This window comes from Microbacterium phycohabitans (assembly GCF_032464935.1).
Taxonomy (GTDB): Bacteria; Actinomycetota; Actinomycetes; order Actinomycetales; family Microbacteriaceae; genus Microbacterium; species Microbacterium phycohabitans.
The window spans coordinates 696,016-710,099 of sequence record NZ_JAWDIT010000001.1 but is presented as its reverse complement, the minus strand read 5'-3'; the positions used below and the strand labels follow the sequence as shown (position 1 = coordinate 710,099).

Below are 14,084 nucleotides of genomic sequence, written 5' to 3'. Positions count from 1 at the left end.
AGATAATCCGCGCCGTACTCGGCGCCCCCTCGACTACCCTACGACATTCGCAGAACGGCGCCGGAGATGCGCCGGGGAGACGCCATGAACGATCTCAAAAAGCTCGTCGGATCCTCGACCGAATCAGATGACCAGGCACGGTCGGCGGCGCCGGCTCCGACGGACGTTGCCGCTTTGCGTGACCTGGTTGGCGCCTCGGCTGTTATCTCGGTCGACGCGCGAGTCGCATCGGAATCGACCCAATTGCGGGCCCTCGTCGGAGAGGGCGTGTCAGCCTCCGCGTCCTCACATTCGCAGAATCTCGCCGACCTGACCGGTGGATCGGCGCCGGAGCCGACAGCCGACTCGCGGAAGGCGCTCTCGGAGCTCGTCGGCGGTTCCCGCCCCGCCTCCACTCCTGACTCTCGCGCGGCACTGGCAGCACTCGTCGGCGCCGGCGGTAAGTCCGCCGAAGACGCCGGGTGGCAGGCACCCGAACTGGCGCAGGTCGGCAAGAGGCCCTTGTTCGGGGGACGACGCAAGGCCGGCGCGGTCAATTACCTGAGCGTGGCTGCTGCCGTGGTCGCCGTGCTCGCCATCGTTGGCACGGCATCTTTCGCCGTTGTGCAACGCGCGACGGCGAACCCCGCTGACGACGCGATGGTCAGCCTGCGCGAGCGCGAGGCCGAGCTCGCGAACGACACGAAGGTGCTTCAGACCGCCGCCGACCTCTACGACGCGTCTGTGACGGAGGCTGCGTCGCTGGCCCAGGCGAGCGAGTCCGTTTTCGTCGCCCTGCAGGGCCGCGTCGACGGAGCTGCCCTGGGAGCGGCCGAGTCGGCTCGGGGCACGCTGCTGCAGGCATCTGCTACGGCCGCGCCCGTCTCCATTCCCGATTATCAGCGTGCGTCGATCGATGAGAAGTCGCTCGCCGACGTCGGCAAGGCGATCGACGGCGTTCGTCTCGCCCGCGAGTCGCTGCCCACCTTGATCACCGACGCACGCGATGCCCGGTCGCAGATCACCGCGGCGGTGTCGGCCTTCAGATCGGAGCTCACGGCGCTCGGATCCGCAATCAGGTCCGAGGCCGACAAGCTGGTCGTCGAGAACGATTCCGCGACACAGAGCTTCCGCGCGGCGGTCACCGATGCGGCGGGACGGGTGACGGCAGCCCAGCAGGCCGGTGGAGACGGGCTTGCAGAGATGCCCGTCTACGCCGCGGCCGTGGACGCTCTGCGCGCCGAGAATCAGCGCGTCCTGGGGCTCGAGGAGGCAGAGCGCGAGCGGACACCCACGCAGCAGCCGAGCCGCAATCCCGGCTCGGGGGGATCGAATACGGGAGGCGGATCGACGAACCCGTCACCCGCGCCCTCTCCGTCGCCGGCGGAGTCCACGCCCCCGACGAATCCCACCGATCCGCCCGCCGAAACCCCGACGGATCCGCCGACGACGGAGCCGGGTCTCCCGCCGATCGTCATCGACCCCCCGGCCACCGGTGACGGTACGGGGACCAGCTCGTGACCGGGGACTCGAGCTCGCGTCGCGACCGTTCCCGTCGCTCCGACGTCGACGAAGCACCCACGCCCTCGCGGCGCACCAAGCTCGCCGCCGCCATCACCGGCTGGACCCTCGGCGCGTTCGGCTTCGCCGTCTTCGGCGCGGCAGCCGTCGCCCTCGCATTCGCCCACCAGGCGGGTGTCGTCCGAACCGACCTCCTCGGGGCTCAGGCGAAGCTCTCCTTCGTCCCGCAGATCGTCGCCAACCGTGACATCGCGGGTCTGAACCAGGTTTCGGGTGAGGTGCTCGAGCAGACGAATCGGGCGGACGCCAATTCATCAGGACCGCTGTGGGACCTGGCATCCTCCCTTCCCCTGGTCAAAGACAACACCGAGGCGGTGCAGAGCCTCACCGCCATGACGCGCGAGCTCACCGCGCGCGCGCTCCCGCCCACGGTCGCGCTGCTGTCTGCCTCGGACTTCTCGTCGCTGGCCGTCGAGGGCGGCGGCATCAACCTCGAGCCGTTCCGCGCGGCCGAGGGCGCTCTACCCGAGATCACCGCGGCCTTCACCGACGCCAAGGTGGTCACCGACGGCATCGACCGCAAGAACCTCCTGCCGATCGTCACCGAACCGCTCGACCAGGTCGCGCAGATCGTCGATCAGGCCGCCCCCTCCCTCACCCTCGTGCAGAAGTACCTGCCGTCGCTACTCGCGGCGGCGGGCGCCGACGGCCCCAAGACGTACCTGGTGGTCTTCCAGAACAACGCGGAGATCCGCGCCACGGGAGGAAACCCCGCCGCATCGAGCGTCATGGTCGTCGACAACGGACGCATCCAGCTCAAGGAGCAGTCCGACTCGATGGCGTTCTACGCCGCGGGTCAGGCCGGCCGGTCAGCGCTCGACCTGCCTGAAAGCACTCTCGCGCTCTACCCCGACACGTTCACGCGGTACTCGCAGGACTTCACGTTCTCACCCGACTTCCCGACCACGGCGCGCCTGTTCGAATCGCTCTGGAAGCGCACCGACGGGTCGCAGTTCGACGGTGTGATCTCGATCGACCCGGTCGTGCTGTCGCACATGCTCGAGGTTCTCGGGCCCGTCGATCTGCCGACCGGTGAGCAGATCACCTCCGAGAACGCGGTGCAGCTCGTGCTCAGTGACGCCTACCAGCGCTACGGTGACGCCGGCGACAACGGGCGATCGTCCGACGAGTTCTTCGCGGCCGTCTCGTCGACCGTCTTCTCGCGCCTCGCCGCGGGACAGTGGAACCCGATCGCGATGTTCGATCAGCTCACCCGCAGCGCGCAGGAGCAGCGCATCAACCTCTGGTTCACCGACGAGCAGGCGCAGGCGCTCGTGACCGAGGTCGGTCTGGACGGCGGCCTGCGAGCCGATAACGCCGCCTCGACGCAGCTGGGCATCTACCTGAACGATTTCTCGGTCGGCAAGCTGGAGTACCACCTCTCCACCGAGGTCTTCGCCTCGTGCAACGCGGCCGATCGCACCGTGAACGTCAGCATGAACATGCGCAACGGCATCACGGATGACATCACGAACGCCTACACGCTGGGCTTCCGCAACAGCTCTTACGGCCTGCCGCCGCGCACGATGATGCTGGACACGCTCTTCTTCGCGCCCCCCGGCGCGACGATCACGGCGATGGATCCCGGGCAGGGCGACATCCCGTCGCTGTCGCGCAGCGGTAACGAGAACGGCAACACCGGTGAAAGCCGGATGGTCACGCTCGGTCAGAACGAGTCGCGCACCGTCTCGTACACCGTGCAGCTGCCCAGTGGCCCCCTCGGTCCGCTCGATCTGCGGCACACGCCGACCGCCAACGACACCCCGGTGACGATCGACTCCTCGTGCGATCCGTTCCTGGCGGGCTTCTCGAGCTGACATTTCACGGCCCTCGCACGAGGCGCCCAGGCGCGAATCGCGACCGACAGGCCGAATCCAACCCGTACGAGAGCGGTGAATGCGTGTAATGGACATGCACCGCCTCGGTCTCTGCGCAAACCGACTGCACCTTTACGCAATCTTGACAAGACCTTGACATTCCTCTGAGGCGCCGTTGCGTTCGTACGGTTTCGATGGGGCGTGCGTCGACGTGCGAATCGACGTCGGTGGCCGCGCGGGGCGCGCAGCGCCGTTGTCTCGCGGGGGGTGTCATCGATGGTCATCGCGCTCGTCGACGCCCCTATCGAGGCCGCATTCGGCAGCGTCCGTATCCGTGCGACGCTGGGTGCCCGGCCCACGGTGGCGGCGCCCGCATTCTCGGCCGGCGAGGTGGCGGTGATCGTCGCCCTCGAACGACCCCCCTCCTCCAGGGGAGTGGTGACGGAGAAGGGGCCGTGCGCCGCCCTGCTCGTCTCGGATGAGGCGACCGCGATCCTGCCGTCGGCGAAGTGCCATCTCATCGTGACCCTCCCCGCACAAGTGCTCAGCGGGATCGGGATCGAGGCGCCGTTCTCCCAGGTCGTCGATACGCATTCGGCGCTGTTCTGGCCCTTCCTGACGTTCGCATGGACCTGCGTGACGACGCGGGACAAACAGACCGGACTCTCGCTCTACTTCATGGAGCGTCTGCTGCAGGAGATGGTGGTGGGAGTCGTCGTCGCGTCTCTGCGCACGCGGAGCGAGAAGGCGGGGGTGGACCTCTATGCCGCGGCGCTGTCGGTGATCACCGCGCGGATCGGTGATCCCGAGCTGACCGCGGCCTCCGTCGCCGCGGAACTGAACATCTCTCTGCGCACCCTGCAGCGGAACTTCTCCGTCCGGGGGACGACGATGGACCGGAGCATCCGGGCAGCCCGGGTACGCCACGCGATGACCCTGCTGAAGGACCCCGCCTACTCCTCGCTGTCCGTCGAGCGCATCGCCCACGCGTGCGGACTCGCCAACGGGTCATCCCTCGCCCGCGCCTTCGCCGCAGAGGGGCAGGCGTCGCCGACGCGCGTGCGTTCACCGCGTCGCGCCTCTGTCGTTCGCGCGCAACGCGTCATGTCTCATACCTGACGCGCCGGGTTTACCGCTTCACCCTGGGTATCACCCGTCCGGATCAGCACGATCACCCCTGTAGCGCCCTTTCCCCACCCGACCGGGGAGGGCATCCACTTCACTCCAGGGGGGGCACATGAGCACCGAGAACTCCGAGACCGCCACCGGCTCCGTCAGCCGCCGCGCCGTCATCAAGACCGCCGCGTGGGCCGCGCCCGTCATCGCCGTGGCCGTCGCCGCGCCGCTGGCCTCCGCCAGCCCGGCCAGCGCGAACATCCAGGCGTTGGTCGGAGGCAACATCGTTGCCAACTACTCGAACAGCACGTTCTCGGGTCAGTTCCAGAACGCCGGTATCCAGCTCAGCAACGTCATCGGGTCGTACTCGACGGGCAACCTCAAGGCCACGTACCGCGTCACGGGCACTAACATCACAGGCCAGATCACCAAGGAAGACGGCTCCCTGTTCACGGTCGGCGAGACCATCACCAGCGGCGGCACCGTCTGGACCGTGGCCGCCGTCAGCGGAACCAACCGTCGAGTCGACTTCACCGGTCAGCCCGTCACGGTCTCCGGATCCAGTGGATCTCCGGCACAGGTGTCCATCTTCGCCCCCCGCGCGAAGTACGCCGGAACCTTCGACCCTGCCGAGATCTCCGAGGACACTCCGCTGTCGGCTGCCGTATCGGTCAGCGCGACGGCAGTCAACAACGGCGTCTCCGTGACCAACGTCTCGAGCACCCCCTAAATACTCGTCCAAGAGAGAATGCCCGGCGTCGTCGACGTCGGGCATTCTCTGTTGCCGAGAGCAGGAGCAAGCCGCCCTTCCATCGAGGTCTACACCCCGTCAGAATGGCACCCACATCGCTCGGCCGATCCGGGTGATCGACAGACGAAGGGGGAACGCCATGGGCGTCGACGACATCATCAACAAGGGCAAGAAGCTGCTCGACGAGAACCGCGACAAGATCGAAGAGGCTCTCAAGAGCGAGAAGGCCGAAGAGGTCAGCGACAAGATCCTCGACGGTGCGGCCGAAGCGATCAAGAAGGTCGTTCCCGCCGAGCAGCACGCCAAGGTCGACGAGGTCCGGGCGAACGTCGACAAGAACATCGGCAACGCCTGATCGCGTCTCACGTCGGCGCCGTCCCCGCACCGGGGCGGCGCCGACGTCGTGTGAGCCGCGGGCAGCGGGCGCTCACCGCGTGAGTCCGGCGCGAGGGCTCGCGGTCAATCCAGGGGGCCGAAAGCGCGGTCGAGGGGCCAGACGATCGCCCGCACCTCGCCGATCACGTCACCGCGCGTCACGAACCGTGCGCAGTCCGTGGATGCCGGGGCACCCCGGCATCCGATGATCGAATCCGCCGAGTTCGCGCGGTTGTCGCCCATCACGAGGTACTGGCCCACCGGCACGCTGATCGGACCGAAGCATCGCGCCGACGCGGGAACGGTGTCGCAGTCGAGTTGCCCGGCCACGAACGGCAGATCGTTGCGGACGTACCCCTCGTCGAGCGCGACGCCGTCGACCTCGACCTGTCCCTGGGCGCTGCAGCACTGCACCGTGGAACCCGGCGGCCCGACCACGCGCTTCACGAGAGCGTCGAGGTTGCTCGGGCCGAAGCCGACGAGGTCGCCGACCCATCCCACGGCCGTCCGCAGCGCTCCGCGCGGCGCGGCATCCGTCGCCCACGTGTCGGGGCGGGAGAAGACCACCACGTCTCCCTGAGCAGGGTCGGACGCGACGAGGGAGATGCGGTCGGCGAGGATGCGGTCGCCGGTCTCGAGCGTGGGCGACATCGACTCCGAGGGCACCTGGAACGGCTTGACCAAGAACAGTTGCACGAGGGCCAGCACCACGAACGCGGCGACGATGTGCGTCACGGGCGATCGACGCACCCGTCGCCATCCGCGCGGACGCGGCGCCGGGGGAGAGGTCGGGGTCATCGCGTCGCCTCGATGAACCCGCGCGTGCGTAGCTCTTCGAGGGTCGACCGGATCGCCTCCGCCGCGTTCCCCTCCGCCGGCTCGCCGAACTCCGCCGAGGCCGCCTCGACGATCGCCTCCTCCGAGGCCCCCGCGAGACACATCGTCCAGACGAGTCGGCCCAGCTGCTCGAGAGCGGTGACCACGCCGTCGCAGAGAATGCACGCCCGTCCGTCGACGAGGATCGCATCGTCGTAGGCGGTGGCTCGCCACGGCCCCGCGGAGTCCGCACGGTGGGGAATCGTCCACGTCGCGGCGCGCGGCGGCGGAGCATCGAACATCTGCTGTACGAGGGCCGGGAGCTCGGTGGCATCCCGGTAGATCAGACGAGTGGGGGCGCCGATCGCGTCGAATAGCTTCGCCAGCCGCTGCAGGGGGGCGGGCATCTCCGGCAGATAGCTGATCTGCGGGGTCATCTCGCAGACGGCGTCGATGAGGTCGATGACCTCGAGGCCGACCGTCGTGGAGTCCGGTCGACGATCGATGAGGGTGAGCGCGACGAGCCGCAGCGGGGCATCCGGCAGCCCGTGCAGCCCGGCGGTGCTCGGCGCGATCTGTTCCTTGTGGACCAGCCCCTCGGTGATGACCGAGAGCGGTTTGCGGTACGGGCTCACCGAGAGGTCGTCGGCGACGGCGACGGTCTCGTCGCTCACGTAGCCGAAGTGCTTTCCCAGATGACGGGATGCCGTGGTCTTGCCGCGACCAGAGGGCCCCACCAGTGCGATCGTCCGTCCATCCGCGGCGGCCACCCCGGCCGCGTGCAGGAGCAGTCGTGTGCCGCGGAGGGCGTTGAGGGCCTCCAGGGTGACGAGGGTGGAGAGATTGGAGAGGCCGCCCTCGGGGTCGAGGAACGCGTTGGGGGGCAGCTCGAGCACGCGGCGCTCGCTCGCGGCCTCGGACCCGACGCGGCAGTCCTTCCAGGCCTCGCGGATACGCGTGCGCACCTCATCGGGCAGGGGAGCGTCGCTGCGCACCTCGACGACGACGCCCATCGCGTCGACGGTGCAGATGCTCGCGGGTGCGGACCCCTCGTCAGCAGGACTCATCCGTGCCTTCCTGCCCGGCCGGAGACGTTCGATGCTCGATGCGGGTGCCCCCCAGGCGCGACCATCCTATGGCTGGTGTCCGCCGCGATCGGGCCCGTTCGGGTGGCGATCCTGAGCATCGGCCGCACGCGACACGCCCGGGTTTGCGACACGTGCCGGGGGTCCGTAGACTAGTCCAGTTCCACATTCCGGCGTGCGCTGTGCGCGCGCCAGGATCACTGTCAGGGCAGTGCACAGGCGGCGCGAGAGCGCAGGGTCCTGGGCCGCGGGCAGCAGAACACCACACCGAACCCCTCATCCTTCACGGGATTCGCACGCGTGCGTGCGCGGGGCGGGCCGGATGCCATGGCGTCCGGTTTGACAGCTGAACAGCGGTGCAGCATCTCTCGCGAGAGCGAGGGGAAGTGCCAGGGTGCGTCAGCACCACCGTGCGTCCAATGCCCCAGGTCGGGTAAGACGCGAGAAAGAGAGAGAGCAGACAATGGCGGGACAGAAGATCCGCATTCGCCTGAAGTCGTACGACCACGCCGGGCTGGACTCGTCGGCGCGCAAGATCGTCGACACCGTGACCCGTGCCGGCGCCACCGTGGTGGGCCCGGTTCCCCTTCCGACCGAGAAGAACGTCGTGTGCGTCATCCGGTCGCCCCACAAGTACAAGGACAGCCGCGAGCACTTCGAGATGCGCACCCACAAGCGCCTCATCGACATCATCGACCCGACGCCCAAGGCCGTCGACTCGCTGATGCGTCTCGACCTCCCGGCCGATGTCAACATCGAGATCAAGCTCTGAGGTTCGACATGGCTGACATCAACTCCAAGATCTCCAAGGGCCTCCTCGGCACCAAGCTCGGCATGACCCAGGTGTGGGACGAGAACGGCAAGCTCGTTCCCGTCACCGTCATCGAGGTCGCTCCGAACGTCGTGACCCAGCTGCGCTCGCTCGAGAAGGACGGCTACAACGCCGTTCAGATCGGCTACGGCCAGATCGACCCCCGCAAGGTGAACAAGCCCCTCACGGCTCACTTCGACGCCGCCGGTGTCACCCCGCGCCGCCACCTCACCGAGGTGCGCACCGCGGACGCCGCCGACTACGCGCTGGGCCAGGAGCTCACCGTCGACGGTCTCTTCGAGGCCGGCCAGCTGGTCGACGTCGTCGGCACCAGCAAGGGCAAGGGCACCGCGGGTGTCATGAAGCGTCACAACTTCAAGGGTGTCTCCGCATCTCACGGTGCGCACCGCAACCACCGCAAGCCCGGTTCGATCGGCGCCTCGTCGACCCCGAGCCGCGTCTTCAAGGGCATGCGCATGGCCGGCCGTATGGGTGGCGAGCGCGTGACCGTCCTCAACCTCACGGTGCACGCCGTCGACGCCGAGAAGGGTCTGATGCTCGTCAAGGGCGCCGTCCCCGGTGCTCGTGGCCGCATCGTCTACGTCCGCAACGCAGTGAAGGGTGCCTGATCATGGCTGACTCGACTCTCGCGCTCGACGTCGTGAAGGCCGACGGCAAGAAGGCAGGCTCCGTGGAGCTGCCCGCCGCCATCTTCGACGTCAAGACGAACATCCCGCTCATCCACCAGGTCGTCGTGGCGCAGCGCGCCGCGGCTCGCCAGGGCACGCACTCGACCAAGCGTCGTGGCGAGGTCTCGGGTGCCGGTCGCAAGCCCTTCAAGCAGAAGGGCACGGGTAACGCCCGTCAGGGCTCGATCCGCGCGCCGCACATGACCGGTGGTGGCATCGTCCACGGCCCGAAGCCGCGCGACTACGGCCAGCGCACCCCCAAGAAGATGATCGCCGCCGCCCTCCTGGGTGCGCTCAGCGACCGCGCTCGGGGTCAGCGTTTGCACGTCGTCGACGGGTTCGGCATCGAGGGCGCGCCCTCGACCAAGACCGCCGCGACCGTCCTGAACACGCTCGGCGCCGTCAAGAACGTCCTCGTGGTCATCGACCGCGACGACGAGCTGACCGTCAAGAGCGTGCGCAACCTCGCGTACGTCCACGTGCTGTCCTTCGGCCAGCTGAACGCTTACGACGTGCTCGTCTCCGACGACATCGTCTTCACCAAGGCCGCCTACGACGCGTTCGTCGCGTCGAAGACCGGCGCCACCGAGGAGGTCTCGGCATGACCGCCGTCAACAAGGACCCGCGCGACATCATCCTGAAGCCGGTCGTCTCCGAGAAGAGCTACTCGCTCATCGACGAGGGCAAGTACACCTTCCTGGTGGACCCCCGTGCGTCGAAGACCGAGATCAAGCTCGCGATCGAGAAGATCTTCAGCGTCAAGGTCGCCTCGGTCAACACGATCAACCGCGTGGGCAAGGCCCGTCGCACCCGCTTCGGCATCGGCAAGCGCAAGGACACCAAGCGCGCCATCGTCTCGCTGAAGTCGGGCACCATCGACATCTTCACGTCTGTCGGCTGACGGTCGGGATAGAGGACAAGAACAATGGCTATTCGCAAGTACAAGCCCACGACCCCCGGTCGCCGCGGCTCGTCGGTGGCCGACTTCGCCGAGATCACCCGATCGACGCCCGAGAAGTCGCTGCTGCGCCCGCTGTCGAAGACCGGTGGCCGCAACAACCAGGGCCGCATCACCACGCGTCACATCGGTGGTGGCCACAAGCGTCAGTACCGTCTGATCGACTTCCGTCGTAACGACAAGGACGGCATCGACGCCAAGGTCGCTCACATCGAGTACGACCCCAACCGCACCGCGCGCATCGCGCTGCTGCACTACGCGGACGGCGAGAAGCGTTACATCCTCGCCCCCGCGAAGCTGTCGCAGGGTGACGTCGTCGAGTCCGGCGCCGGCGCCGACATCAAGCCCGGCAACAACCTGCCGCTGCGCAACATCCCCACCGGTACCGTGATCCACGCGATCGAGCTGCGTCCCGGTGGCGGCGCGAAGATGGCCCGTTCGGCCGGCGCATCCGTGCGTCTGGTCGCGAAGGACGGCCCCTACGCGCAGCTGCGTCTGCCCTCCGGCGAGATCCGCAACGTCGACGTCCGCTGCCGCGCGACGATCGGCGAGGTCGGCAACGCCGAGCAGTCGAACATCAACTGGGGCAAGGCCGGCCGCATGCGCTGGAAGGGCGTCCGCCCGACCGTGCGTGGTGTCGCCATGAACCCGGTCGACCACCCGCACGGTGGTGGTGAGGGTAAGACCTCCGGTGGTCGTCACCCCGTTTCGCCGTGGGGTAAGGCCGAAGGCCGCACCCGCCACGCGAACAAGGAAAGCGACAAGCTGATCGTCCGCCGTCGCACCGCCGGCAAGAAGCGCAAGTAGGAGTAGAGGAAGATGCCTCGCAGCCTTAAGAAGGGCCCCTTCGTCGACGAGCACCTGCTTCGCAAGGTCGTCTCGCAGAACGAAGCCGGTTCCAAGAACGTCATCAAGACCTGGTCGCGCCGTTCGATGATCATCCCCGCCATGCTGGGACACACCATCGCCGTGCACGACGGTCGCAAGCACATCCCCGTGTTCGTGACCGAGACCATGGTCGGCCACAAGCTGGGCGAGTTCTCGCCCACCCGCACCTTCCGCGGCCACGTGAAGGACGACAAGAAGGGCCGTCGCCGCTAAGGCGACCGAGGAGGAGAGAGAAATGGTGGAGTCCATCGCACGTGTGCGACACATCCGCGTGACCCCTCAGAAGGCTCGTCGCGTCGTCGCGCTCATCAAGGGGAAGCAGGCCGAAGAGGCCCTCGCGATCCTGAAGTTCGCGCCGCAGGGCGCGAGCGAGCCGATCTACAAGCTCGTCGCCTCGGCCATCGCGAACGCTCGCGTCACCGCCGACAAGACGAACGAATACCTGGATGACGCCGACCTGTACGTGAAGAACGCGTACGTCGACGAGGGCACGACGCTCAAGCGTTTCCAGCCCCGCGCTCAGGGTCGCGCCTTCCAGATCAAGAAGCGCACGAGCCACATCACGGTCGTGCTCGCGACGCCCGAGACCGCTGAGGCGGCCCCGGCTCGCGCCAACAAGAAGGCGAGCAAGTAATGGGACAGAAGGTCAACCCGTACGGCTTCCGCCTCGGCATCACCACCGACCACGTGTCGCGGTGGTTCTCGGACTCGACGAAGCCCGGTCAGCGTTACGCCGACTACCTCGCCGAGGACATCAAGATCCGTCGCCTGCTGACCACCTCGCTCGACCGCGCCGGTGTCAGCAACATCGAGATCGAGCGCACGCGTGACCGCGTCCGCGTCGACATCCACACCGCCCGTCCGGGCATCGTGATCGGTCGCCGCGGCGCCGAGGCCGAGCGCATCCGCGCCGACCTCGAGAAGCTCACCGGCAAGCAGATCCAGCTGAACATCCTCGAGGTCAAGAACCCCGAGGCCGACGCTCAGCTCGTCGCGCAGGGTGTCGCCGAGCAGCTCTCTGCTCGCGTGGCGTTCCGTCGCGCGATGCGCAAGGGTCTGCAGGGTGCGCAGCGTGCCGGCGCCAAGGGTGTCCGCATCCAGGTGTCGGGCCGCCTCGGCGGCGCCGAGATGAGCCGCTCCGAGTTCTACCGCGAAGGCCGTGTGCCCCTGCACACCCTGCGCGCGAACATCGACTACGGCTTCTACGAGGCCAAGACGACCTTCGGCCGCATCGGCGTGAAGGTCTGGATCTACAAGGGCGACCTCACCAACAAGGAGCTCGCCCGCGAGCAGGCCAACGCGCCCAAGTCGCGCGGTCGTGACGACCGCGGTGGCGACCGTCGTCGTGGCCCGCGCAACGAGGCCCCCGTGGCAGAAGGAGCGTCGGCGTAATGCTCATCCCCCGCAAGGTCAAGTACCGCAAGCAGCACCACCCCGGTCGCTCGGGTCAGGCCACCGGTGGCACCACGGTGTCGTTCGGTGAGTTCGGCATCCAGGCTCTGACCCCCGCTTACGTGACCAACCGTCAGATCGAGTCCGCTCGTATCGCCATGACGCGTCACATCAAGCGTGGTGGAAAGGTGTGGATCAACATCTACCCCGACCGTCCGCTCACCAAGAAGCCGGCCGAAACCCGCATGGGTTCCGGTAAGGGATCCCCCGAGTGGTGGGTTGCCAACGTCAAGCCGGGCCGCGTCCTCTTCGAGGTCGCGGGTGTCAACGAGGAACTCGCTCGTGAAGCACTCACCCGTGCCATCCACAAGCTGCCGCTGAAGGCACGCATCATCAAGCGCGAGGAGGGCGACGCGTAATGGCGATCGGCACCAAGCAGCTCGCTCCGAGCGAGCTCGACACGTTCGAAGACCAGCGCCTCGTCGAGGAGCTGCGCAAGGCCAAGGAAGAGCTGTTCAACCTGCGCTTCCAGTCGGCCACCGGCCAGCTCGAGAGCCACGGTCGCATCCGTGCAGTCAAGCGCGACATCGCGCGTCTGTACACGGTGATCCGTGAGCGCGAGCTCGGCATCCGCGCCACCCCGGCTCCGGTCGAGGCTCCGGCGAAGGCGAAGAAGAGCAAGGCGAAGAAGGCGGATGCCGCTGACGACGCCGCAAAGGAAGAGGCGGAGTAATGGCTACCGCGAAGAAGGCCGAGGCGCAGGTCGCCGGTCACGAGCACGCCGAGAACGACGTTCGCGACGAGAACGCCCGCGGGTACCGCAAGGCGCGTCGTGGCTACGTCGTCAGCGACAAGATGGACAAGACGATCGTCGTCGAGGTCGAGGACCGCGTGAAGCACCCGCTCTACGGCAAGGTCATCCGCCGCACCTCCAAGGTCAAGGCGCACGACGAGACCAACTCGGCGGGCATCGGCGACCTGGTCGTCATCAACGAGACCCGTCCGCTCAGCGCCACCAAGCGCTGGCGCCTGGTCGAGATCCTCGAGAAGGCCAAGTAAGCCTCGCGGCTTGCTTGGAACCCAAGGAGTAAAAAGTGATTCAGAACGAATCCCGGCTGAAGGTCGCCGACAACACCGGCGCCAAGGAGCTGCTCACCATCCGCGTGCTCGGCGGCTCCAACCGTCGCTACGCCGGCCTGGGTGACGTCATCGTCGCCACGGTCAAGGACGCGATCCCGGGTGGAAACGTCAAGAAGGGCGACGTGGTCAAGGCCGTCGTCGTCCGTGTCGTGAAGCAGACCCGCCGTCCCGACGGCTCGTACATCAAGTTCGACGAGAACGCCGCCGTGATCCTGAAGAACGACGGGGAGCCCCGCGGCACCCGCATCTTCGGACCGGTCGGTCGTGAGCTTCGTGACAAGAAGTTCATGAAGATCGTCTCGCTCGCCCCGGAGGTCATCTGATCATGGCGAAAATCAAGAAGGGCGACCTGGTTCAGGTCATCTCGGGCGCCAAGCCCGAGCGCGGCGGCGACCGCGGTAAGCAGGGCAAGGTCCTCGAGGTCCTGTCCGAGCAGAACCGCGTCATCGTCGAGGGCGTGAACTACGTCACCAAGCACAACCGCGTGGGCCAGTCCCAGCGCGGCACCAAGACCGGTGGCATCGAGACGTTCGAGGCCCCGATCCACATCTCCAACGTCGCGCTCGTCGACCCCTCGACCAAGAAGCCGACCCGTGTCGGCCACCGTGTCGAGGAGCAGGTGAAGGACGGCGTCAAGCGCACCGTCCGTGTGCGCTACGCGAAGAAGTCAGGCAAGGACCTCTGAA

General features: G+C 67.5%; 20 protein-coding genes. 18 read left to right on the top strand and 2 right to left on the bottom strand.

The window, feature by feature from the left end:
• The first annotated feature begins 66 nt into the window (after positions 1-66).
• The 5 genes from RWH44_RS03430 to RWH44_RS03410 all read left to right on the top strand — a co-directional run bounded on the left by RWH44_RS03430 (position 67) and on the right by RWH44_RS03410 (position 5,599).
• Positions 67-1,500 (top strand): hypothetical protein, encoded by a 1,434-nt coding sequence (locus tag RWH44_RS03430; protein ID WP_316003469.1) that lies wholly within the window; start codon positions 67-69, stop codon positions 1,498-1,500.
• Positions 1,497-3,377 carry a DUF4012 domain-containing protein gene (locus tag RWH44_RS03425; protein WP_316003468.1) on the top strand — a complete coding sequence of 627 codons (1,881 nt, stop codon included), beginning with the start codon at positions 1,497-1,499 and terminating at the stop codon, positions 3,375-3,377. The genes RWH44_RS03430 and RWH44_RS03425 overlap by 4 nt, the downstream gene beginning before the upstream one ends.
• 276 nt (positions 3,378-3,653) lie before the next feature.
• Positions 3,654-4,496 (top strand): helix-turn-helix domain-containing protein, encoded by an 843-nt coding sequence (locus tag RWH44_RS03420; RefSeq protein WP_316003625.1) that lies wholly within the window; start codon positions 3,654-3,656, stop codon positions 4,494-4,496.
• Positions 4,497-4,614: 118 nt separating this feature from the next.
• The gene (locus RWH44_RS03415) at positions 4,615-5,223 is read left to right on the top strand and encodes a hypothetical protein (RefSeq protein WP_316003467.1); all 609 of its coding nucleotides are present in this window, start codon (positions 4,615-4,617) and stop codon (positions 5,221-5,223) included.
• 160 nt (positions 5,224-5,383) lie between these two features.
• Positions 5,384-5,599: a hypothetical protein gene (locus tag RWH44_RS03410; RefSeq protein ID WP_298871093.1), complete on the top strand. Its 216-nt coding sequence runs from the start codon at positions 5,384-5,386 to the stop codon at positions 5,597-5,599.
• 104 nt (positions 5,600-5,703) lie between these two features.
• Here RWH44_RS03410 and lepB read toward each other — a convergent pair whose 3' ends face one another.
• Both lepB and RWH44_RS03400 read right to left on the bottom strand, forming a co-directional pair.
• The gene (gene lepB / locus RWH44_RS03405) at positions 5,704-6,354 is read right to left on the bottom strand and encodes a signal peptidase I (RefSeq protein WP_316003466.1); all 651 of its coding nucleotides are present in this window, start codon (positions 6,352-6,354) and stop codon (positions 5,704-5,706) included.
• A 59-nt stretch (positions 6,355-6,413) separates the two neighbouring features.
• On the bottom strand, positions 6,414-7,502 hold the full coding sequence (locus RWH44_RS03400; RefSeq protein ID WP_316003465.1) for a PqqD family protein: 1,089 nt from the start codon (positions 7,500-7,502) through the stop codon (positions 6,414-6,416).
• A 481-nt stretch (positions 7,503-7,983) separates the two neighbouring features.
• Here RWH44_RS03400 and rpsJ point away from each other — a divergent pair, with 481 nt between their 5' ends.
• Genes rpsJ through rplX form a run of 13 tightly spaced genes read left to right on the top strand, consistent with a single transcriptional unit; the run spans position 7,984 to position 14,083 of the window.
• The gene (rpsJ, locus tag RWH44_RS03395) at positions 7,984-8,292 is read left to right on the top strand and encodes a 30S ribosomal protein S10 (protein WP_013584016.1); all 309 of its coding nucleotides are present in this window, start codon (positions 7,984-7,986) and stop codon (positions 8,290-8,292) included.
• Between the two features lie 8 nt (positions 8,293-8,300).
• Positions 8,301-8,960 carry a 50S ribosomal protein L3 gene (gene rplC / locus RWH44_RS03390; protein WP_056226244.1) on the top strand — a complete coding sequence of 220 codons (660 nt, stop codon included), beginning with the start codon at positions 8,301-8,303 and terminating at the stop codon, positions 8,958-8,960.
• A 2-nt stretch (positions 8,961-8,962) separates the two neighbouring features.
• Positions 8,963-9,625 carry a 50S ribosomal protein L4 gene (gene rplD, locus RWH44_RS03385; protein WP_298871101.1) on the top strand — a complete coding sequence of 221 codons (663 nt, stop codon included), beginning with the start codon at positions 8,963-8,965 and terminating at the stop codon, positions 9,623-9,625.
• Complete coding sequence (gene rplW / locus RWH44_RS03380) at positions 9,622-9,921, top strand: 50S ribosomal protein L23 (RefSeq protein ID WP_116536909.1); 300 nt, start codon at positions 9,622-9,624, stop codon at positions 9,919-9,921. Before rplD ends, rplW begins: the two co-directional genes overlap by 4 nt.
• Before the next feature lie 24 nt (positions 9,922-9,945).
• Positions 9,946-10,785 (top strand): 50S ribosomal protein L2, encoded by an 840-nt coding sequence (gene rplB / locus RWH44_RS03375; protein ID WP_013584012.1) that lies wholly within the window; start codon positions 9,946-9,948, stop codon positions 10,783-10,785.
• Positions 10,786-10,797: 12 nt separating this feature from the next.
• A complete protein-coding gene (gene rpsS / locus RWH44_RS03370) occupies positions 10,798-11,079 on the top strand; it encodes a 30S ribosomal protein S19 (RefSeq protein WP_013584011.1) in 282 nt (93 codons plus the stop codon).
• A 22-nt stretch (positions 11,080-11,101) separates the two neighbouring features.
• Positions 11,102-11,500 carry a 50S ribosomal protein L22 gene (rplV, locus tag RWH44_RS03365; protein ID WP_013584010.1) on the top strand — a complete coding sequence of 133 codons (399 nt, stop codon included), beginning with the start codon at positions 11,102-11,104 and terminating at the stop codon, positions 11,498-11,500.
• Positions 11,500-12,258 carry a 30S ribosomal protein S3 gene (gene rpsC, locus RWH44_RS03360; RefSeq protein WP_058230882.1) on the top strand — a complete coding sequence of 253 codons (759 nt, stop codon included), beginning with the start codon at positions 11,500-11,502 and terminating at the stop codon, positions 12,256-12,258. Before rplV ends, rpsC begins: the two co-directional genes overlap by 1 nt.
• Positions 12,258-12,677 carry a 50S ribosomal protein L16 gene (rplP, locus tag RWH44_RS03355; RefSeq protein WP_013584008.1) on the top strand — a complete coding sequence of 140 codons (420 nt, stop codon included), beginning with the start codon at positions 12,258-12,260 and terminating at the stop codon, positions 12,675-12,677. The genes rpsC and rplP overlap by 1 nt, the downstream gene beginning before the upstream one ends.
• Entirely contained in the window at positions 12,677-12,991 is a 315-nt protein-coding gene (gene rpmC / locus RWH44_RS03350) for a 50S ribosomal protein L29 (protein ID WP_058623969.1), read from the top strand. The genes rplP and rpmC overlap by 1 nt, the downstream gene beginning before the upstream one ends.
• On the top strand, positions 12,991-13,317 hold the full coding sequence (gene rpsQ / locus RWH44_RS03345; protein ID WP_076673706.1) for a 30S ribosomal protein S17: 327 nt from the start codon (positions 12,991-12,993) through the stop codon (positions 13,315-13,317). The genes rpmC and rpsQ overlap by 1 nt, the downstream gene beginning before the upstream one ends.
• Positions 13,318-13,352: 35 nt before the next feature.
• Positions 13,353-13,721, top strand: a complete 369-nt coding sequence (rplN, locus tag RWH44_RS03340; RefSeq protein ID WP_013584005.1) for a 50S ribosomal protein L14 — start codon at positions 13,353-13,355, stop codon at positions 13,719-13,721.
• A gap of 2 nt (positions 13,722-13,723) precedes the next feature.
• Entirely contained in the window at positions 13,724-14,083 is a 360-nt protein-coding gene (gene rplX / locus RWH44_RS03335) for a 50S ribosomal protein L24 (RefSeq protein WP_076673708.1), read from the top strand.
• The last annotated feature ends 1 nt before the right edge of the window (position 14,084 follow it).